Origin of the sequence: Collinsella aerofaciens (genome assembly GCF_005845035.1) — a bacterium.
Classification (GTDB): Bacteria; Actinomycetota; Coriobacteriia; order Coriobacteriales; family Coriobacteriaceae; genus Collinsella; species Collinsella aerofaciens_I.
The window spans coordinates 29,595-50,801 of record NZ_SPFO01000009.1; the positions used below are offsets into that span (position 1 = coordinate 29,595).

Sequence of the window (21,207 nt, forward strand, 5' to 3'; positions counted from 1 at the left end):
AGCAAAAGTCGGGCACCAAGCAAAAGTTGACCATCGCGGCCATCTTTGGCGCTATGGGTCCCGGTCTGCTGGCGGCGCTTTCGGGCAATGACGCCGGCGGCATCGCCACGTATTCCAGCGCGGGCGCCAGCTATGGCTACAAGATGCTCTGGATGCTTCCCGTCATGACTGTGCTGCTCATCGTGACGCAGGAGACCGCGGCCCGTTGCGGTTGCGTGACGGCTAAGGGTCTGGCGTCGCTCATCCGCGAACGCTTTGGCGTGCGCAAGAGCGTGCTCGCCATGGCGGCGCTGCTGATTGCCAACACGGCCGTGACTATCTCGGAGTTCGCGGGTATCGCGAGCGGCCTTGCCCTTTTTGGTGTCCCGGCGAGCATCTCGGTGCCGTTGGTGGCGCTGCTGGTGTGGATGCTTACCATGTCGGGTAGTTTCCAGCGCATCGAGAAGATTCTGCTGCTGGTGAGCTGCGTGTTCGTGACCTATATTGTCGCCGCGTTTATGGCTGGCCCCAACTGGGGTGAGGTCGCGGTCGACCTGGTCGTGCCTAACATTCAAAATGACCCCAGCTACGTGTCGCTCGTGGTCGCGACGATCGGTACCACCATCGCGCCGTGGATGATTTTCTTGGCGCAGAACAACGTGGTCGATAAGAACGCGGGCGAGGACGATATCGTGCTGCAGCGCATCGATACCGTGAGCGGCTCGCTTGCCGCCGATGTCATTGCCGGCTTTATTATCATCACGACTGGTACGGTGTTGTTCCCGGCGGGTATTCAGATCAGCGATGCTGCCGATGCTGCCCGCGCGCTGGAGCCTATTGCGGGTCAGTGGTCCACGGTACTGTTTGCCTCGGGCCTGGTCGCGGCGAGCTTCTTGGCCGCCTGCGTGCTGCCGGGCGTTACGTCGAGCGCTATCTGCGAGGCATTTGGCTGGGAGCGCGGTGCCGACCGCAGCTGGGACGAGGCCCCGGTCTATCGCGGCATCATTACGGCCATCATCGGTATCTCTGCCGTGCTGGTGCTTATGCCCGGCGTCGATCTGTTCCAGATTATGATGACCTCGCAGGTCATCAATGGCGTGCTGCTGCCCGTGGTTCTGGTGTTCCAGGTGGTTATCGCCGCTGACCGTCACATTATGGGTGCCAACCGCAACGGCCGCGTGTGGAACGTGCTCACTTGGGCGACTATCGCCGTGATTACGGTGCTGACGGTCGTCATGTTTGTGCTGCAAGCGATGGGCTACAGCGCTTAGCGCCTCTTTTGGACTCCAAACAGGCCGCTGCCATGGGTTGCGGCCTGCATTTTGCCTGTTATAGGGGGTTAGTAATATGTGAGTGGACAAAAAATGCCAAATATGAGTACTGTTGCTAAGTGAATAGCATTTACATCCAAGAAGATAATAAACATAACCTATAGTATGTTCATTAATATTGGCTCCAATACGCCTTAAACCAGTCAGGTTGGCTGCTTTAGGGGGTTGTAGGGTTCGCTCGGACGTCATTTTGGGTGGTTTTGCCTGCTACTAAAACGGTAACAGTACTCATATTTGCCACTTTTTGTCCACGACCTCTTGGAGTCGGCTCGAAAAGAGTGATTTTGGGTTGTTTGCTGCGGGTGTGGGCTTAGAAACAACGCTCGGGGTGGCGAGGCGCTCAGAATTCGGTCGCAAGGAGGGCGTTCCTCGGCTGTGCCAGGAGTGTCCCTAGGTGCCGGCACATAAGGAACGTCCCTAACATCCGGAGGGGGTGCCTGCCGTGGCAGGCACCCCCTCCGGATGTGGGAAGTTTGCGTCGCAGGTTACTTGTCGGTGCCCAGCGTGTGCGGCTTGAGAGCGAGCGCATTGACGAGCGCGTCGGTGGCAGACTTGACGGCCGCCGGCTGCGGATCGTTGACGTGATCCTCGGGATGCACGGGCAGGTCCTTCTTGACTGCATCGTGGATCAAGTTGAGGTACTCAGTCACGCCTGTGGTCGACAGGTGCGTGCCATCGCCATCAAACAGGTCGTTGCGATTGGCACTGTATCCGTACCAGTCGATAACGCGCACGTTCTTGTAGCGCGTAGCGGTGTTGGCGATGGCCTGGTTGGTAGAGCCAACCCACGGCTGCGGACTGCGCGTGTTCACAAACACCACAATACGCTTATCTCCTGCATCGGCCATGATGGCGTCGATCTGGTCGTCGGTTACCAAGCCGTTGGTGCCCAGGGCAAAGACCACGATCTTGCCGGCAAGGTTCTGTTGGAGATAGCCCTCAAATGTCGCGCGGCCCGCATCAAACTGGCGGCCCTTTTCGGCATCGATATGGCTGTGCGGGAACACGCCGTCAAAGGAATCAACGGCGCGCAGCGACACGGAGTCGCCGATCATCAACAGGTCATAGGAGCCATCGGGGAAGCCGTCGTTGTCCTTGTCGGTGTCGTCGGCCGCCTGTTGGTCGGCGGGCGCGGTGTTCTTGGCTTCCTTGTTCAGAACTTCGGCGCCCTCGCCGCTCAGCGCAGACGTCTCGGGCACAAAGATCAGACCGCCCAGTGCAACGACCAACACGACAGCGCAGGCTGCGCAGACAGGGACGTGCGCGCGTGCCCAGTTGGCGGGCGTGGTGGTGCCATCGCGGAATTCGGCGACGGTGCGGCCGAAGGCACCCTTCCTAAATGGCGTTTCGATAAAGCGATAGGAACACTCGGCTACGGCGACCACCAGCAGCACCTGCAAAATGTACTGCCACCAGGGCGTATCGTTGATGTTGGCGACCGGGTTCATGAGCAACAGCAGCGGATAGTGCCACAGGTAGATACTGTACGAGCGCTTGCCAACCCACACGAGCGGCTCGGCGGACAGCGCGCGGGCAACCATTCCCTGGGGCTGCACGCAGGCCGCGATGACCATGAGCGTGAGGATGGAGCATAGCAGTGTGCCGCCGCGATACTGGAACGCGGTGTAGCCGTTGGTGAGCGCGACCATGGCGGCAAGGCCAACCAGACCCACGACGCCCAGTACATCGATGGATGCGGGCGAGGACCAAAAGCGCACGAGGGCGCTCGGCTGTGCCGGGGCGGTCTTGGCTGATTCGTCGGCCTTCTCGCCAGGCTTGCCCTCGGCATTCTTGCCGTGCTTGGCGGCGCCAACCAGGCGGTCGAGCCCCAGACGATGTGCGAGGCGCACGGGCGCCAGATCGCGATCGGGGATAAAGGCCATCCAGGCACCCAGCAGCAGCGAGAACACGCGGGTGTCGGTGCCGTAGTACACGCGGCTGGGGTCGGCGGCAGGGTTGTAAAGCACCATCATGGCGAGGGCAGATACCGCGGCAAGGCCCAGAACCACGCGGCGCGTGTTGGGCTTGCTCACATGCATGGATACCATGGCAAACAGCAGTGGCGGCCAAATCAGGTAGAACTGTTCCTCGATGGCAAGCGACCAAAAGTGCGTGAGCGGCGAGGGGTCGCCCAGGGCATTGAAGTACGAGACGTTTTGGGCAATCTGCCACCAGTTGTTGAAGAACAGCAGCGACGGCAGGATGTCGGGACGCATCTTGGTGAGCATCACGTGGTTAAAGATGGTGCACAGCGCGCAGGTCACGAACACTACCGTTACCACGGCGGGGACCAGGCGACGGATGCGGCGGATCCAGAAGCTCTTAAGGTCGATGCGGCCGGTCTTAGCGACTTCGTTGAGCAGCAAGCGCGTGATCAGATAGCCCGAAAGCACAAAGAAGATCGTGACGCCGAGCAGGCCGCCCTGAGCCCACGTGAGGTTGAGGTGATAGAGCACCACCGCGACGACCGCGAGCGTACGCAGACCGTCGAGGGCGGGAATGTAGCGGGACTTGAGACGAGCGGGCGCCTGTTCTTTTGCGGCGCTGTTGGTGCGGGCGCCCTTGTTGGTGGGCGTTCGATGCGGGCTCGGGCCGCGTCGCGACTCGCCGGTGCGGCGGTCGGCGCGCGGGCGTTCGTGCGGCGCCTGGTTATCGGGCGCGCGGCGCGGTCCGCGTGGGCTCGATGGTGGGAATTGCTCCATAAAACATCATCCAATGACGAGAATAATCAGCACATATTCATTGTAGCTGCCTGCTCCTGTGAATGCTTGCTGCTGGCGCAACCTCAAGGGCGCGTTCACATCAAAGTGAACTAAAGTTATAGAGGTGCGAGGGCGCACGATCGACGGCCGACGGTGGGCATAAGGCCCGCAGATGAGGAGGTTCCCATGGCAGATCGCGGCATCGTTGCGGTGTTCGGCAGCATGAACATGGACCTTTCGGTGGCGTGCGAGCGCATGCCGCGCGCGGGTGAGACCGTCGGTGGCAGCGGTTTTATCACCAACGCCGGTGGCAAGGGCGCTAACCAGGCCGTCGCCGCCGCGCGCATGGGTGCGCGCACGTGCATGATTGGCGCGGTCGGCCGCGACGCGTTCGGTGCATCGCTCGTGGCGGGGCTCCAAGATGCTGGCGTGGACTGTGACTTTGTGGCGCGGCGCGACGACGTGGAGACGGGCACGGCGACCATCATTCGCTGCGAGGGCGACAACCGCATCGTGCTGTCGCCGGGCGCCAACCATGCACTCGCGGGCGAGGACGTTGCCTGCGCGCTGGGGCGTCTGGTGGCCGATGGGCTCGACGGAGACGCCAGCGATATTGCCCCGGCTGCCGGAAGCGTCTTTATCGCCCAGGGCGAATGTGACCTTGCAGCGACTGCCGAGGCGCTTTTTTGCGCTCACGAGCTGGGGTTCTATACGATCTTTAATCCAGCGCCTGCTTGTGAGTTGCCTGCGGAGGCCTGGCCTGCGGTCGACTTGGTCTGCCCCAACGAGACTGAGTGCCAGGTTCTGACGGGTATCCTGCCCAAGGACGATGAGAGCTGCGCCGCGGCGCTCAATGCCCTGCTCGCCAAGGGTGCTGGAGCTGCGGTCATCACGTTGGGCGGCGCCGGCTCGGTTACGCTCGGCGATGGCGGTGATCTGCTGCGCATGCCGGCACTTTCGAGCACGGTAGTCGATACCACGGCCGCCGGCGATACGTTTATTGGCGCGTTGGCAGCGGCTCGCCTAGAGGGCTTGCCGCTCTTTGAGTGCATGGCGGCGGGTGCACGCGCCTCGGCGGTGACGGTGTCGCGCTTGGGCGCGCAACAGTCGATTCCCACGCGCGCCGAAGTTGAACATTGGTTTGGTTAAACGATAAAGACGGAGAAGCGGAGTAGAACAATGGCAATCAAGAAGCTGATCCTTGATCTGGATATGGGCGTGGACGATGCGATGGCGCTTGCCTATGCCATCGCGAGCTCCGAGGTGGAGCTCGTGGGCATCACCACGTGCTTTGGCAACGTGCGCGTCGAGCAATCGGCGCACAACTGCCTGGCAGTGCTCGATCTGCTGGGTCGCCCCGAGATTCCGGTGTACCTGGGCGCCGATCGTCCCATTAAGGCGACTGAGCCCTATACACCGCCGGCGTCCACCACGCTCATCCACGGCAAGAACGGCATTGGCGGGGCGAGCGTGCCCGCGTCGCCGTACGAGCCGGTAGGGGCGACGTCGGCCGACGGTAACGCGGCGGTCGATTATCTGATCGATGCCGCGCGCACCTATGGCCCTGATCTGATCTACGTGGCGACCGGTCCGCTCTCCAACCTGGCACTTGCCTTGGAGCGCGATGCGGCGGCGATGATGTCTATCGGTCGCGTGGTCGTGATGGGCGGCGCCCTGACCGTGCCCGGAAACGTGAGTGCGGGCGCCGAGGCCAACATGGCAAGCGATCCCGAGGCGGCCGATGCCGTGCTACGTTCGGGCCGCAAGCTCACCATGGTGGGGCTGGACGTGACGCACCGTGTGGTGCTCACGCGCCGCGATATCGCGGGCTGGACGGGTTCGGGCACCATGGCGGGCTGCGCGTTTGCGGGCATGGTCGAGCACTATATCGGTTCGTACGAGATGAACGCACCCTACCTGGGCGGCTGCGCGCTGCACGATCCGCTGGCCGTTGCCGTGGCGATTGACCCCACGCTCGTGGGCGCGCTCGGTTGCAATTTACGCGTTGACCTGTTGGGCGAGTATCGCGGCCGCACCATTTGCGACGAACGCCGCGTGGCCGATCCGGACAAGAGCGCGCTTGTCGCACTGACCGTTGACGCCCCGCGCTTCCTTGCCGGGTTCAAGACGCGCATGGCCCGCGTCCTAGGCTAACCGTTTCGTACGCCCCGTCCCATGTAGCCAATTTGGGACGGGGCTTTTTTAGCTACCGAGTAAATGTGCCCGTTGGGGGAATAGTCGTGCCACTTCGCTTGACAACAGGCTAAACTAGCTCATAAATATTTACTACTCTGTTTAGATTGAATTTGCGGTCGTTTATTTGCCGAGCCATCGAGCCCCGATGCTCCACCACGACCGTTGCTAGGGGGAACAATGGCCAAAGCAAGCGTCCGCGAGATCAGCCGCATCACCGGTTTTTCGCCCGCAACCGTGTCCAATGCGCTCAACCGCAAGCGCAGCGTGAGCGAGGAGACCGCCAAGGTCATCCTGGAGTGTGCGCAGTCGCTCGGCTACCAGCAGTCGACGCAGCTCGAGAGCATCCAGTTTGTACTCGCGCGCAAGACGGGCGCCATCCTGGACGAGAGCACCTTCCACCCTGCGGTCATCGAGGGCGTGGAGCGCCAAGCGCGCCGCCACGGCATGAGTACGAGCTTTGTCTCGCTCGACTTTAGCGACCTGGACGCCGTACGTCCGCAGGTCGAGGGCCTCATCGCCGACCCGGCTGCCGCCATCGTGCTGATGGGCACCGAGCTGGGCGAGGAAGACTACGCTTTGTTCGCCAACGCTGCCGCCCACTTGATCGTGCTTGACGGTTGGAGCGACCGCCAGTACTTCGATGCCGTGGTCATTGCCAACACCGATTCGGTGCTTCGTGCCGTGGATTACCTTATCGAGAAGGGTCACAAGCAAATCGGCTACCTGGCAGGCGACCTGCGCATCCGCAATTTTAAGGACCGCGAGCGTGGCTATCGCCAAGCGCTTGAGGACGCGGGCCTTGAGACCAATCCGACATGGCGCGTCACGCTGGACACCACGCTCGAGGGCGCCTATCGTGACATGGGTGCTTGGCTCGATACGGTCTCGCACGACGATCTGCCGACGGCTTTCTTTGCCGAGAACGACGTGCTCGCCGTGGGTGCTATGCGCGCGTTGAGTGAGCATAGCATTCGCGTGCCCGAAGATGTCTCGATGATTGGCTTCGACGATCTTTCCGTGGGCGCCTTCTCCAACCCGCCGCTCACCACGGTGCATGTTCCCAAGCACGAGGTGGGCGAGATCGCGGTGCGCCGTCTGGTGGGCAACATCCGCAATCCCAAGAGCTATACCTGCAAAACGGCCGTGTCGACCTATTTTGTCGAGCGCCAGAGCGTGCGCGAGCTCTAGGCAGAACGGCGCTTGATGAGCGATGCCCCCAGCTCGATCTTGAGCGGGTGGTGTTCGGCCTCGTCGATAATCTCGACGAGGCGCCGTGCGGCGATGGCGCCCATATACTCCGAAGGAACATTGAGCGTGGTCAGTTGTGGCTGCACGTAGGTTCCGCCGGCGTTGTTGTCGAAGCCGACGATGCGTACGTCATCGGGCACGCGATAACCACGCTCGATAAAGGCCTTCATGGCCCCAATAGCTATATCGTCAAAGACAGCGACGTAGTTTTGGGCGAGGGGTTCGCCCGAATCAATAATGTCGAGCATGCCGGCGTATGCCTCGTCTGGAGCGACGGCGAGCTCGTGGACGGTGCCGCACTTTTCCGAGCCCGATAGCTGACCGATGGCGTGCTCGTAGGCGAAGCGTCGTTCGGTGAAGTTGCCCACGGTAACGGGCGTCGTTAACAGCCCGGGGACAGATCCATACTTCGAATACAGGTACTGCACGGCTAGCATCATGCTGGCGGCATTGTCGATCTTGACCGTATCGACCCCAGCGCTCATGCATGAGTCCAACAGCAGCAGGGGACAGTCCAGCGATGCAAACGGCATAAAATCCGACTCGAACATCTCAGTTGCAAGGATGATGACACCATCGTATTGCGCTTCGGCGATGTCGGCGATCTGTTGCTGAGTGTTTTCGAACGGCGAGTAGTTCACCAGCGAAAACGAGAATCCCGCGTGTCTAAGGGTGCCCTCGACTCCGGCGAGCATATCGGCGAAGAAGGGGGTCGTAAAGATGCGGCGCCGGTTAAAGGCAACCAAGGCAACGGTTCCGCTCTTTTGGCGCTCGAACTTAATCTTACTAAAGTCGTAACCCAGAGCTTCGGCGGTGCTCAGTACCAGCTGCCGTGTTTTTTTTGCTTACGCCGCGTCGATTGTTAAGTGCAAGGGAAACGGCCGCTGCCGAAATTCCCAGCTGGTCAGCGATTTGTTTTGCAGTAACGGCCATGGTGGTTCCTAACGTTTGTGAACTTACCATAAGCTTAACACCAGGCTGTTTATTAAGCTAAATAATTAGTAACTCAACTTAAGAATCAATAGAAGTTAAGTAGCGTCCCCAGTAGAGTCTGTCTCAGCAAACGCAACAGCAAGGGGGACGAGATAATCAGCGGTATTTTTGAAATGCCCATTACGGATGAGAGCTATCCGTTTTCGAGCGCCGAGCGCTACTGTCATCTGAGTGCAAAGGATTACGTCGAGCGCGAGTATCGCGTTGACGGTACCGCCAACGTGTATCGCACCGCCGACGAAGACGGCGGCGTGGAGGTCATGACTGCCGACGCCCCTTATTCCAATCGGATCGTTGTTCGTGCTCCGAAAAATCCGGCGCAAGCGAGTGGCAATGTGGTCGTGGAGATCATCAATCCCACATCGTTTATGGAAATCGAGCGCATGTGGATTCTGGGTCACGGCGAGTTTGTGCGCTCTGGCGATATCTATGTGGGCATTACCAGCAAGCCCAATACCATCGCCAAGCTCAAGGAATTCAATCCCGATCGCTATGCCTTCATGAGCTGGGCAAACCCAACTCCCGAGCGGCCCTTTGACTTTGATCCGGAACAGCTCGAACGCGACGGCGCGCTTCCCGACATGGACATCTCCTACGAGACTGGCCTGTTTTGGGATATGCTGACCGATCTTGCGTGGCTCTTGCGCGGAGACTCCGACCTTAACCCGGTCCGCGACTATCCTCGCCAGGCAATTTGCCTTACAGGATGGTCTCAGTCCGGCGCCTATCTGTTCCGCTACCTTAACAGTTTTGCCTATCGCGAGGAGGTGCGCCGTGACGGCCGCGTGTTTGACGGATACCTGTCTGGCGGCGGCATCCATTCGATGTGCATTCCCGTCAACCAGTATGAATGCTGCCGGGAATACGCACACCATCTACTGCGTGTGGAGCACGTCGAGGAGCCGTTTATCGCCCTTCAGACCGAAAGCGAGAACGGTCGCTTTGAGAGTTGGCGCACGCTTATGCCCGATAGCGACGATCCCGATTTTAAGTACCGGCTGTACGAGGTGACGGGTGCTTCCCACGATACGCAGTGGAGTTACGTCGACTATTACCAAGACGACGAGGATCTCAAGCGTATCGACCATCTGCCGGTGTATGTCGGTAAGCATGCCGAGGCAAACGCCTATCCGTCGCAGTATCTGTTCCATGCTGCATTCCGCAATCTGTTCCGCTGGGTCCGTACGGGTGCGGCTCCGGCAACCTGTCCACGCATTGAGCTGGACGCGAGCGGCGAGAACGTAAAGGATGCCCTGGGAAATACCAAGGGCGGACTTCGCACCTGCCTGCTCGAGCATCCGTTTGCCCGCTACTCCAACACGAGCTTGGTGGAGCCGGGGCAGGGCACGGTCGATAAAACGAGCGATAAGGACGGGCTGTTTGGCCACATGGAGTCGTTCTCGGCATCGATGCTCAAAGAGCTGTACGGGTCGCTCGAAAACTATCGCGCTCTGTGTGAGCGCGATACGGCGATCGAGGTGTCACAAGGCTTTATTTGTGCCGAGGATGCCCAAGCGATCGTTGACTTTGCCATGGCATCCGCTCGTGAGCGAGGACTGAACTAGCAGGACTAAGACCGGAGAGGGGTCTGCAATGGATATGACGTTGAATCAAGCCGCTGTTGCCGAGATTTGGCGCCCGGTTGTACTGACGTTTGAGAGCGCCTGTTCGTTCGATAACCCGTTTTTAGACGTTGAGATTTGGGCGGAGTTCACCGGCCCGAGTGGCAGGGTAATTCGCCGCGAGGCCTACTGGGATGGTGGGCGTACCTACTGCGTGTCGTTTGCCCCGACCGAGCTGGGTGCCTGGAACTATGTTATCGAGGCTCCCGAGCAGACCGGTCTTAATGGCTGCACGGGCCGCGTCGTGGCCGTGCCGTACGCGGGCGACCTCGATCTGTATCGCCACGGTTTTATCCGCGTTGCAGACGATTCGCGCATGTTTGCCTATTCAGATGGTACGCCGTTCTTTTGGCTGGGCGATACCCATTGGGAGTTTGCCTACCGCGAGAGCTGGGATGCGTCGAACCACCCCGGCATGACAAGCCAATTTCGCGGCATGGTCGACCTACGTGCCAAGCAGGGCTTTACCGTCTATCAGACCAACCTGCGCTCTGACATGGGCGCAGGTGATCGCTATTGGATTGACGGTGGCATGGCCAAGGGTGTGGAAGATGTGCCTAATGTGGCCTTCTACCAGCGGGAGCTCGACCGCCGTATGGCCTATATCGCCGATGCGGGCTTAGTCAATGCGCTTGGGCAAGCGTGGGCGTTTGCCATTCTCGGCGAGCATGCCGTGGAACACCAAAAGCACCTCGCCCGCTACCTGGTGGCGCGCTATGGTGCGTATCCGATGGTGTGGACGCTTGCCGGTGAGGTTGCCGGTTACCACAAAGAAGGTCGAGCCGCCATGATTGACGGCTGGCGTGAGGTCGCCTTGGAGATTGAGGCACGCGACGGTTATGGTCATCTGGCGACAGCGCACTATACCAACGAGCGCCCCTTTGCCGATTACTACCAGGATGAGCCCTGGATGGACTTTACGCTCAACCAAGCCGGTCACGGCGATTACATAATCAAGGCAAGCGACTACTTTGACTATCTGTCAGCTCATGACGACAAACCCTTCGTTGAGGGCGAGGCGCTCTACGAGTTTTGCTCGACGCTCGAGGAGATGGGTACGCGCCTGTGCACCGCAGACATGCTGCGCCGTGTGGCGTATATCTGCATGCAGGCCGGTGGCGCCGGCTATACCTACGGAGCCCAGGGAATCTGGGACAACGTGTGGGAAAGCCCTGAGGAGCTCGACCCCTTTATGGCGATCTTCAACCGCTTTGGCATTACTTGGGCCCAGGCGGTAGACGGAGAAGGTGCGGTCCAGATGGGCTACATGCGCTCCTTCTACGAAGACAATCACTTCTGGGAGCTCGCTCCCTACGAAACGACCGATGCGGGCAACCTGTTTGCCAACAAGGCTCCGCTGGCAACCGCCAACCAGGACCTTTCGCGCATCGTCGCGTACTTTGGCGATACCGTGCGCCAAAAGCTTGCTATCGAGGGCGTGCCGACGGGCGCTGCCTATGCAAGCCGATGGTTTAACCCTCGCACGGGCGCATACCGTGACGGCGAGGACGCCCTTGCCGCCACGGGCAGCATCATCCTGCCTGACAAACCCGGGGTTGGGGATTGGCTCCTCGTCCTCGAGCTCAAGGCGTAACCATATTTCCATTGGTCATAGGCGGGAAAGAGTCGGCCGCAATTTCCCGTTTGACAGCTAGATGAATCGTTTAGAGAGGATCAGTGAACACAAAAATGAGCGTTCTCGATTCGATGCAGGGCTTCCTCGAGAAGCACGTGGGCCCCATTGCCCACAAAGTGAGCAGCTTTAAGGTCGTAAAGGGCCTTATGTCCGGCATGATGGCGACCATGCCCGTTACGCTGGGCGTGGCGCTGCTCTCCATTATCAACGGGCTGCCGATCCCGCCGTTGCAGGCGTTCCTTGCCAGCACCGGCATGTCGGCGACGATTACCGACGTGCTCGTCGTTACCATGAACCTCGGCGCCATCTACATGTGCGCCTCGGTCTCGTACTCCTACGGCAAGGTGCTCGAGAACAAAGGCCTTACGTCGACGGTTGCGGCTATTGGCGTTTTGCTCCTGCTGATTCCTCTTGGCCATGCCGAGGACGGCTCGACGTTTATCGCGACCCGTTATCTGGGCAGCTCGGGTCTGTTCGTTGCGCTGCTCGTGGCGTTGATCGTGCCGAAGGCGCTTAACTTCCTTATGAAGCACATCGCCATCCCCATGCCCGATTCCGTCCCTCAGTTCGTTAACGATTCGCTATCACCGATGTTCTGCGCCATCGTTATCTTCACCACGGCTGCTCTGGTTAAGTGGGGCATGGGCATGACGAGCTTCGGCGATGTCTTTAACCTCATCAACAGCACCATTGCCACTCCCGTTATGTTCCTGGGCTCCAGCCCCTGGGCCGTTGTCATTTACTTTACGCTGTGCAACCTGCTGTTCTTCTTTGGTATCCACCCCAGCGTCCTGATGGGCGTGTACATGCCGGTTATCCAGGCCTGCGCTCTTGCCAACACCGAGGCATTCGTTGCCGGCCAGCCACTGCCGTACCTGTCGTTCATCATCATGTTCTCTGTCGGTTCTGTTGACGCCCTTGGCATGGAGCTTGCGCTGCTCACGGCCAAGTCCGAGCGCTACAAGGCCCTCTCCAAGATTGCCCTGGTGCCCGCACTCTTCAACATCTCCGAGCCCATCATCTTCGGTACGCCCATTGCCATGAACCCTTATATGTTCATCCCCTACATCCTGCTCAAGCCCGTGGCCTGCATTGCTGCCGCCGTCGGCCTGATGCTCGGTCTGGGCAATGCATTTAACCCGACCATTTCCATGCCGTTTGTCGTGCCGCTGCCCATCAGCAACTTCTTTACGGGCGGCATTGGCCTGGTCGCAATCGTCCTCGCCGCAATCCTGCTGGTCGGACTGCTGTTTATCCCGTTCGTCAAGATGGCCGATAAGGAGGCACTGGCCGAGGAAGCTGCTACAAAGGCTTCTGCCGAGTAGGTCATTGTCCACAAGTTCGAAGGTTCGGCCGATCGCGTTGATCGCCGAAACATATAAGTCCCTGTGAGGGGTTACAGGAAAGGAACTGCAATGAAAAACATCGTTCTTATGTGCGCTGGCGGCATGTCCACGAGCATCATCATGAAGAACATCAAGAAGGCCGCCGACGCCGAGGGCCTGGAGTGCGAGGTGTCCGCTCACGCCGTCAACGAGGCTGCCACCATTGGCCGCAATGCCGACTGCATTCTGCTTGGGCCGCAGGTTGGCTATGCCAAGGATGAAGTTTGCGCCGCATGCCCCGGGGTTCCGGTCGGCGTAATTCCCATGACCACCTACGGCATGATGGACGGCGTCAAGGCTCTGGCTCAGGCCAAGGAACTGATGGGGCTGTAAGTATGACGGCAGAAGAGATTCAGCTTCAGAGTTTTCAGATCATTGCAGGCGTCGGTTGCGCGCGCAGCTGCTATATCGATGCGATTCATCTAGCTCGTGACGGCAAGTTCGAAGAGGCCGAGGCAAAGATCACGGAAGGCCAGCAGCACTATGCCGAGGGCCACGCTGCCCATGGTGGCCTTGTCCAGCAGACTGCCGCCGGCGAGAACCTGAGCATCGATCTTTTGGTCGTCCATGCCGAGGATCAGCTGATGAGCGCCGAGGGCTTTGGCATCCTTGCCAAGGAGTTCGTGGACGTCTATCGCAAGATGGGCGCGTAGCCACGGACTTTGCTGCCGGCTTATCACCGTGGGTGGTGTACTCGCGGTAACAGGGCGGTGTTGATTCGTTTACATACATGTGCGGATAGGGAGGGCCCTTCGGGCCCTCTTTTGTTCCCCTTGTATGTTCAGTTTGTTTACATACCGTTTAGGCTGATTTCTCTACCGTTTACGGGTATTTCGCGTTACACTTCTAAACAAAAGAGTAAAACATTTAGTAAACAGAACAAAACGAAACACGCGTCTGTTTACTGAACATACAACTAGGGGAGGACGTACATGGATAAGATTAAGCTCGGCTTTGTGCCCACGCGCCGCAGCATCTTTAGCGCGCCGGACGCGCTTAAGTATCGCGGCCTGACGGCTGACCGCCTGCGCGAGATCGGTGTCGACATCGTGGACATCGACGACATTAACGACGAGGGCCTGCTCTTTGACGACAGCCATATCGAGCCTATCGTCAAGAAGTTCCGCGCCGAAGGCGTCGACGGCATCATGCTGTGCCACGCTAACTTTGGCACCGAGTACGTTTGCGCCCGTCTTGCCCGCGAGCTCGGTCTGCCTGTGCTGCTGTGGGGTCCGCGTGACGAGCGTCCCGAGCCCGATGGCACCCGCCTGCGCGATAGCCAGTGCGGCCTGTTCGCCACCGGCAAGGTTCTGCGCCGCTTCCAGGTTCCCTTTACCTATATGACCAACTGCCGCCTGACCGACCCCGAGTTCGAGCGCGGCGTCTGGGACTTTTTGGCCGTATGCAATGTGGTCAAGACCTTCAAGCACACTCGCATCCTGCAGATGGCGACCCGTCCGTTCGACTTCTGGTCCACCATGTGCAACGAGGGCGAGCTGCTCGAGAAGTTCAATATTCAGCTTTCGCCCATCCCCATGACCGAACTCGTTCAGGCTGTGCACGACGCTCAGGCCGACGAGCAGGCCATGGCCGCCATGCTCGACCACATTCGTCACAGCTTTGAGATCTGCATACCCGAGGACAAGGTCCCCGCGGTCGCAGGGCTCGCCATCGCTATGAAGCGCCTGGTCGAGAAGTACGGCTGCAACGCCGGCGCCATCCAGTGCTGGAACGCCCTGCAGGACGAGCTGGGCATTATGCCCTGCGCCGCCAACGCCATCCTCAACGAGATGGGCATTCCCATCGTATGCGAGACCGATATCCACGGCGCCATCACTGCGCTGATGGTCGAGGCCGCCGACCTGGGCCGTCACCGCGGCATGTTCGCCGACTGGACCGTGCGCCATCCCGATAACGAGAACGGCGAGCTGCTGCAGCACTGCGGCCCCTGGCCCTGCAGCTGCGCGGCCGTCAAGCCCAAGCTCACCTACCCGCTGGCTTTCGACCACCCCGGCGCGCTGACGGCCGAGGCCAAACACGGCGATCTCACCCTTGCCCGCTTTGACGGCGACAACGGCGAGTATTCGCTGCTGCTGGGCAACGCCCGCGGCATCGACGGCCCGGCCGGCATGGGCACCTACCTGTGGGTGGAGGTCGAAAACCTCAAGCGCCTTGAGGCCAAGATCGTCGAGGGCCCCTACATTCACCACTGCGTGGCCATTCACGCCAACGTGGTGCCGGTGCTCTACGAGGCCTGCAAGTACATTGGCATCCAGCCCGACCTGTACGACCCCATTGAAGAAGACGTCAAAGCCTACCTGCGAGGAGAGTAGAAATGGCAACTATCGAAGAGCTTGAGTCCCTGCGCTGGGACCTTCGCCGTGATTGCGTCGATATCATCATGGCTGGCGCCGGCGGCCATATTGGCGGCGACATGTCGGTGATCGACGCCCTCATGACCCTCTATGCCAACCACCTTAACATTTCGCCCGAGACCGTCGACGATCCCAACCGCGACCGCTTCGTGCTCTCCAAGGGCCACGCCATGGAGGCCTACTACGCGGTGCTGTGCCACGAGGGCTATCTGGACCTCGACGACGTCAAGGCCCGTTTCTCCAAGTTCGGCAGCCCCTACATCGGCCACCCCAACAACAAGCTCAAGGGCATCGAGATGAACTCCGGTTCGCTGGGCCATGGCCTGCCCGTGGCCGTCGGCATGGCGCTTGCCGGCAAGATGGACGGCCGCGACTACCGCGTCTACACCATCATGGGCGACGGCGAGCTTGCCGAGGGCTCGGTCTGGGAAGGCGCCATGAGCGGTGGCAACTACCAGCTCGATAACCTGTGCGCGCTCGTGGACCGCAACCGCCTGCAGATCAGCGGCAGCACCGAGGACGTCATGAAGCAGGATTCGCAGGAGGAGCGCTGGGCTGCCTTCGGCTGGAACGTGCTCTCCATTCCGGGCAACGACGTTCGGGCCATCGACGCCGCGCTGACGCTTGCGGCCGAGACCTGCGGAAAGCCCACGGTCATCATCCTCAACACGGTGAAGGGCTATGGCTCGCCCGTTATGGAGGACAAAGCCGCCTGGCATCACCACCTGCCCAACGATGAGGAATATGCCCAGATCATCGCCGATTTCGCTGCCCATAAGGAGGCCATCAATGGCTAACAAGATCGCCAACCGCAAGGTTATCTGCGACACGCTGCTCGAGGCCGCCGAGACCGATAAGGACATCGTCGTCCTGTGCTCCGACTCCCGCGGCTCCGCATCGCTCACGCCGTTCTTCGATCAGTATCCCCAGCAGTCCGTCGAGGTCGGCATCGCCGAGCAGGACCTGGTGAGTATCGCCGCCGGCATGGCTTCGTGCGGCAAGAAGGCCTGGGCCGCCTCGCCGGCGTCCTTTGTGACCACGCGCTCGTATGAGCAGTGCAAGGTCGACGTCTCGTACTCCAACACCAACGTCAAGCTCATCGGCATTTCGGGCGGCGTGTCCTACGGCGCTCTGGGCATGAGCCATCACTCCGCGCAGGATATCGCTGCCATGAGCGCGATTCCCAACATGCGCGTGTATCTGCCGAGCGATCGTTTTCAGACTGCCGAGCTCGTGCGCGCACTGGTTGCCGACAACAAGCCGGCCTATATCCGCGTGGGCCGCAACCCGGTCGAGGACGTGTATGCCGAGGGCGAGTGCCCGTTTCAGATGGACCGCGCCACCTGGGTGCGTCGCGGCACCGATGTGACGATTGTCGCCACCGGCGAGATGGTCCGCCATGCCGTGGACGCCGCTGATCTGCTCGCCGAGCAGGGCATCTCCGCCACCGTGCTCGACATGTACTGCGTCAAGCCGCTCGATGCCGAGGCCGTGATCGAGGCCGCCGGTGCCACGCGCGTCGTCGTGACCGTCGAGGAGCACAGCCCCTTTGGCGGCCTGGGCTCCATGGTCGCGCAGGTCGTGGGCGAGCATTGCCCGCGTCCGGTCAAGTGCCTGAGTCTGCCCGACGCGCCGGTCATCACCGGCACGAGCCCCGAGGTCTTTGCGCACTACGGCCTCACTGGCGAAGGCATTGCCAAGACCGTTGCCGAGTTCCTTCCCGCAGAGTAATTGGAATGTGACAAAGGGACAGTCCCTTTGTCACATTCATTTTGAAAGGGGTGGCCATGGGCCGCTACATCATCGGAATCGATCAATCCACGCAGGGCACGAAGGCGTTGCTGGTGGACGAGGGCGGCCATCTGATTCATCGTGCCGACCGCTCGCATCGCCAGATTGTCAATGATGCCGGCTGGGTGAGCCATGATCCGGTCGAGATCGCCGCCAACGTGTTGGCCGTGGCGCGTGCCGTAGTGGAGGAGACCGGGGTCAATCCGGCCGACATTGCCGGTATTGGCATTTCCAACCAGCGCGAGACCACCGTTGCCTGGAGTCGCACGACGGGCGAGCCGCTGTGCGACGCCGTGGTGTGGCAGTGTGCCCGCGCCCGCGAGTTGTGCGATGAGCTTGCGGCGCGCGAAGGCGTGGCAGAACTGGTGCGTGACACGACGGGTCTGGTACTCTCGCCCTACTATCCGGCGGGCAAGATGGCTTGGATCCTCGCGAACGTTCCGGCGGCTGCCGAGGCCGCGGCCGCGGGTGAGCTGTGTCTGGGCACCATCGATGCCTGGGTGGTCTGGACGCTCACGGGCGGCGCGGAGTTTCGCTGTGACTGGTCCAATGCCAGCCGCACGCAGCTCTTCGACCTGCGCCGTGGCTGCTGGAGCGAGCCGGTGTGCGAGGCCTTTGGCATCGATCCGGCCTGTCTGCCGCAGGTGACCGATTCCGACGGTCTGTTTGGCACAACGGACCTGGATGGCTTTTTGCCCGCACCCGTGCCGGTACACGGCGTGCTGGGCGACAGCCATGCGGCCCTGTTTGCGCAGGGTTGCCACAGCCGCGGCATGGCCAAAGCGACCTATGGCACCGGTAGCTCGGTCATGATGAACGTCGGCAACGAGTTTGTCGCCAGCTCGCACGGGCTTTCGAGCTCGCTTGCGTGGCGTATGGATGGCGTGACCGAGTATGTACTCGAGGGCAACGTGAGCTACGCCGGCGCCGTCAAGACCTGGCTGCGCGACGACCTGGAGCTCATCAACAACCCCGAGGAGGTCACCGACCTGTGCTACGCCGCCAACCCGGCGAGCCATGTTTACTTTGTGCCGGCGTTTACCGGCCTGGGTGCGCCGCACTGGGCAAGTGATGCCGAGGGATGCGTTTTTGGCATGACACGCACCACGGGCCGCGCGGAGTTCGTAAAGGCTGCCGACGAGTCGATCGCCTATCAGATCTTTGACGTCATTGATGCGATGGTCGAGGATTCGGGCGCGGCGCTTGCCGAGCTTCGTGTTGACGGCGGCCCCACGCGCGATGCGTACCTGATGCAGTTTGAGAGCGATTTGGTCGGCTCGCCCATCCGCATTGCGAGCAATGACGAGATGAGCGGTTTGGGCGTGGCTTGGGCCTGCGGTATCGCGCTGGGCATGTACACACGCGATGTCGTCGACGTTTACGGCGCCCGCGGCATCGTGGAGCCTGCCATGCCCGCTGACGAGCGAGCCAAAAAGATCGCCGGCTGGCGCCATGCCGTCGAGGCGACGATTGCGTACGAGTGACGCCTTGGGGCGATGTTACGGAGCGCTATTCGTGCCGATAGGTGAAGATGCGAACGAGAGAGTGATGTGATGCGGTAGAGTCCAACGCGTCGAATGATGGTCTACGTATGTGGGATTCTATTCCTGAGCTGCGGCGTTGTAATGAATGCACGCACGGGGCTTGGTGTAGCGCCCATGAGTACGGTGCCGTACCTGATGTATATCATCGAGGGTTTGAGCCTCGGTACGGCATCGTTTATCGTGTATTGCGTATTCGTGGTTGCCCAGCTTCTCCTGGTGCGCTACCCGGATGTCAAGATTCTCTTGCAGATACCCGTCAGTCTGCTGTTTAGCGTTTTCATCGACGTGCTGGATATCTGGCTGTTTCCATTTACCGCAACGGGACTCATCGATGGCCTGGTCATGCTGGTCATCGCCGTATCGTTCACAGCGCTCGGCGTGACGCCGATCGTCTCCGCGCGGCTCGTTCCCGTTGCGCCCGACGGCATGGTGCAGACGCTCTCCCAGGTGTTTCACTGTGAATTTGGTAAGGCGAAGTATTTCTTTGACGGGAGCTGTGTGGGCATCTCACTGGTCTACGGGCTTGTGCGTACGGGTGCTGCGGTGGGCATCGGTATCGGCACCGTAGCCTCCGCGCTCCTGGCGGGCGGTATCTGCACGTTTTGGGGTCGTCTGCTCAACCGCAGGCTCATGGCCTTTATGGAGGCTCCTGCGAGCGTGTGGGCCCGGTAACGCGACCTTTATTCCAATCCCGTAGCGTGTCCGCTGCGTAAGGCCCGCGACGTCGCCGAAAACGGCACGCTCGCGCGCGTTGCGCTGCGCAGCAGGGCGTCAACGAGCGCATCATCAAAAAGGAGGCGGCCATGAGGCAGCTGTTTGGAATTGATATCGGCGGAACGAACGTTAAATGGGCGGTTGTGAGTGAGAACTACGAGTTTGGTGACCGTGGCTCCGTGCCGACGGCGTTCTCCTCGCCGAATGAGCTGGTAGACGCGCTTGTGGCGCTGGTGGAGCCCTACCGTGAGCGCATCGCGGGCGTGGGCATCTCGGCCCCGGGCGGCATCTTCAGCCACGAAGTCGATCCGGACGGCACCATCCACCGCGGCGGTGCACTCACCTATATGGACGGCTTCCCGCTCGGTCGTGCGCTGTCCGAGCGCTTGGGCCTGCCGGTGACCGTTGCGAACGACGGCAAGTGCTGTGCGCTGGGCGAATATGCCGCCGGTGCACTGTGCGGCACGAGCGTCGGTTGCGTGGTGGTGATCGGGACAGGCATCGGTGGCGGCATCGTAATCGATGGCCGCGTGTTGACGGGCGTGGGCGGTTTTGCGGGTGAGTTCAGCTTCCTGTCCAATGACATCAACAAGCCGCTGGACTGCCACGACACGTTTGCGGCGTCGAGTGGATGGCGCGGGCTGCGCGACAACGTGGCTTCTGAGCTTGGCATCAGTGACGAGGGCGAGCTTGAGGCCCTTGACGGCCGCCGCGTTTTCGAGCTGCTCACAACCGGCGAGCCGGACCAGGTTGCGGCGGTGCAGCGCGGGCTGGATGCCTATGCCGAGCTCTTTGACCGCGCGCTCGTTAACCTGCAGTGCGTCATCGATTCGGCGGTGTTCGCCATCGGCGGTGGCATTAGCTGCCACCCTGAGCTCTTTGAGGCCCTGAATCGCAAGATGGACGACGTCATGTCCCACTACACGGGCTTTTTGAAGGACATGCCGCGTCCGCATGTGGTCCCCGCGCAGCTCGGTAACGATGCCAACATCTACGGTGCCGTGGCGACCTGTTTGCAAACGCTGTAGGGGGCACCCTCTCTGTGGGAGGTGCCCGTTAAAGTAGTCAATTTGGGACGGGGCTTTTTTGACTGCTATCATGGGTGCGATTGTTGCGACCAGCAAAAAGAATCCCGTCCCAAAATGACTACCGAGAGGATCTGCCATGGAGCGCATCGCGAGTTTTTCCGTTGACCATCTGCTGCTTGAGCCTGGCGTGTATGTGAGCCGCGTCGACCGCGATCCTGCGACCGGCGTCGCCGTCACCACGTTTGACCTGCGCTTGACCACGCCCAACAAGGAGCCGGTCATGAACACGGCCGAGTGCCACACCATCGAGCACCTGGGCGCGACGTTCCTGCGCAACCATGCCGAGTGGTCGTGCCGCATTGTCTACTTTGGGCCTATGGGCTGCCGCACGGGCTTTTACCTGGTCGTGTTTGGCGAGGTGACGAGCGAGGAGATCCTGCCGCTCGTGCGCGAGCTGTTCGAGTTTGTTGCCGGATTTGAAGGCGATGTCCCCGGTGCCGCTCCCGAGGAGTGCGGCAACTACCTGGACCAGAACCTTCCCATGGCCAACTGGCTCGCCCGCCGCTATCTCGACCGCGATCTGGCCGATATCGATGAGGCTCACCTGCACTATCAGCAGGCGTAAGGCTGCTGGCAGGAATAGCGTTTGCGCCAGAAGCGCTC

At 60.7% G+C, this 21,207-nt stretch carries 18 protein-coding genes; 16 read left to right on the top strand and 2 right to left on the bottom strand.

Annotated elements, in window-relative coordinates; translation table 11 throughout:
* Positions 1 to 53: 53 nt before the first annotated feature.
* A complete protein-coding gene (locus tag FGQ67_RS05755; RefSeq protein ID WP_138340579.1) occupies positions 54 to 1,250 on the top strand; it encodes an NRAMP family divalent metal transporter in 1,197 nt (398 codons plus the stop codon).
* A 545-nt stretch (positions 1,251 to 1,795) separates the two neighbouring features.
* Here FGQ67_RS05755 and FGQ67_RS05760 read toward each other — a convergent pair.
* Positions 1,796 to 4,012 carry an acyltransferase family protein gene (locus tag FGQ67_RS05760; protein ID WP_138340541.1) on the bottom strand — a complete coding sequence of 739 codons (2,217 nt, stop codon included), beginning with the start codon at positions 4,010 to 4,012 and terminating at the stop codon, positions 1,796 to 1,798.
* Between the two features lie 186 nt (positions 4,013 to 4,198).
* On the opposite strand from FGQ67_RS05760, the gene FGQ67_RS05765 reads away from it, so the two are divergent.
* The 3 genes from FGQ67_RS05765 (at position 4,199) to FGQ67_RS05775 (ending at position 7,396) form a co-directional block, all read left to right on the top strand.
* Positions 4,199 to 5,161 (top strand): ribokinase, encoded by a 963-nt coding sequence (locus FGQ67_RS05765; RefSeq protein ID WP_138340542.1) that lies wholly within the window; start codon positions 4,199 to 4,201, stop codon positions 5,159 to 5,161.
* A gap of 30 nt (positions 5,162 to 5,191) precedes the next feature.
* Positions 5,192 to 6,166, top strand: a complete 975-nt coding sequence (locus FGQ67_RS05770) for a nucleoside hydrolase (protein ID WP_138340543.1) — start codon at positions 5,192 to 5,194, stop codon at positions 6,164 to 6,166.
* A gap of 219 nt (positions 6,167 to 6,385) precedes the next feature.
* Complete coding sequence (locus FGQ67_RS05775) at positions 6,386 to 7,396, top strand: LacI family DNA-binding transcriptional regulator (protein ID WP_138340544.1); 1,011 nt, start codon at positions 6,386 to 6,388, stop codon at positions 7,394 to 7,396.
* On the opposite strand, the gene FGQ67_RS05780 is transcribed toward FGQ67_RS05775, so the two are convergent.
* Positions 7,393 to 8,202 (bottom strand): substrate-binding domain-containing protein, encoded by an 810-nt coding sequence (locus tag FGQ67_RS05780; RefSeq protein ID WP_138340545.1) that lies wholly within the window; start codon positions 8,200 to 8,202, stop codon positions 7,393 to 7,395. The genes FGQ67_RS05775 and FGQ67_RS05780 overlap by 4 nt on opposite strands.
* A gap of 360 nt (positions 8,203 to 8,562) precedes the next feature.
* Between FGQ67_RS05780 and FGQ67_RS05790 the strand changes: the two genes are divergently transcribed.
* From FGQ67_RS05790 to FGQ67_RS05845, 12 genes are all read left to right on the top strand, one after another.
* Positions 8,563 to 10,014 (top strand): alpha/beta hydrolase domain-containing protein, encoded by a 1,452-nt coding sequence (locus FGQ67_RS05790; protein ID WP_249934400.1) that lies wholly within the window; start codon positions 8,563 to 8,565, stop codon positions 10,012 to 10,014.
* 34 nt (positions 10,015 to 10,048) lie between these two features.
* Complete coding sequence (locus tag FGQ67_RS05795) at positions 10,049 to 11,665, top strand: glycoside hydrolase family 140 protein (protein WP_138340548.1); 1,617 nt, start codon at positions 10,049 to 10,051, stop codon at positions 11,663 to 11,665.
* 83 nt (positions 11,666 to 11,748) lie between these two features.
* Complete coding sequence (locus FGQ67_RS05800) at positions 11,749 to 13,032, top strand: PTS sugar transporter subunit IIC (protein WP_171025218.1); 1,284 nt, start codon at positions 11,749 to 11,751, stop codon at positions 13,030 to 13,032.
* Positions 13,033 to 13,122: 90 nt separating this feature from the next.
* Positions 13,123 to 13,425, top strand: a complete 303-nt coding sequence (locus FGQ67_RS05805; RefSeq protein ID WP_138340550.1) for a PTS sugar transporter subunit IIB — start codon at positions 13,123 to 13,125, stop codon at positions 13,423 to 13,425.
* A 2-nt stretch (positions 13,426 to 13,427) separates the two neighbouring features.
* The gene (locus FGQ67_RS05810) at positions 13,428 to 13,745 is read left to right on the top strand and encodes a PTS sugar transporter subunit IIA (RefSeq protein WP_138340551.1); all 318 of its coding nucleotides are present in this window, start codon (positions 13,428 to 13,430) and stop codon (positions 13,743 to 13,745) included.
* 279 nt (positions 13,746 to 14,024) lie between these two features.
* Positions 14,025 to 15,425 (top strand): L-fucose/L-arabinose isomerase family protein, encoded by a 1,401-nt coding sequence (locus FGQ67_RS05815; protein ID WP_138340552.1) that lies wholly within the window; start codon positions 14,025 to 14,027, stop codon positions 15,423 to 15,425.
* A gap of 2 nt (positions 15,426 to 15,427) precedes the next feature.
* On the top strand, positions 15,428 to 16,264 hold the full coding sequence (locus FGQ67_RS05820) for a transketolase (RefSeq protein WP_199576976.1): 837 nt from the start codon (positions 15,428 to 15,430) through the stop codon (positions 16,262 to 16,264).
* Positions 16,257 to 17,198, top strand: a complete 942-nt coding sequence (locus tag FGQ67_RS05825; RefSeq protein WP_138340553.1) for a transketolase family protein — start codon at positions 16,257 to 16,259, stop codon at positions 17,196 to 17,198. The genes FGQ67_RS05820 and FGQ67_RS05825 overlap by 8 nt, the downstream gene beginning before the upstream one ends.
* A gap of 56 nt (positions 17,199 to 17,254) precedes the next feature.
* Positions 17,255 to 18,742 carry an FGGY family carbohydrate kinase gene (locus FGQ67_RS05830; protein ID WP_171025219.1) on the top strand — a complete coding sequence of 496 codons (1,488 nt, stop codon included), beginning with the start codon at positions 17,255 to 17,257 and terminating at the stop codon, positions 18,740 to 18,742.
* Positions 18,743 to 18,838: 96 nt separating this feature from the next.
* Positions 18,839 to 19,474: a YczE/YyaS/YitT family protein gene (locus FGQ67_RS05835; protein WP_271735540.1), complete on the top strand. Its 636-nt coding sequence runs from the start codon at positions 18,839 to 18,841 to the stop codon at positions 19,472 to 19,474.
* Positions 19,475 to 19,605: 131 nt separating this feature from the next.
* Positions 19,606 to 20,544 (top strand): ROK family protein, encoded by a 939-nt coding sequence (locus tag FGQ67_RS05840; protein WP_138340555.1) that lies wholly within the window; start codon positions 19,606 to 19,608, stop codon positions 20,542 to 20,544.
* A 136-nt stretch (positions 20,545 to 20,680) separates the two neighbouring features.
* Positions 20,681 to 21,169, top strand: coding sequence for an S-ribosylhomocysteine lyase (locus FGQ67_RS05845; RefSeq protein ID WP_138340556.1), 489 nt, complete (start codon positions 20,681 to 20,683; stop codon positions 21,167 to 21,169).
* Positions 21,170 to 21,207 lie beyond the last annotated feature (38 nt).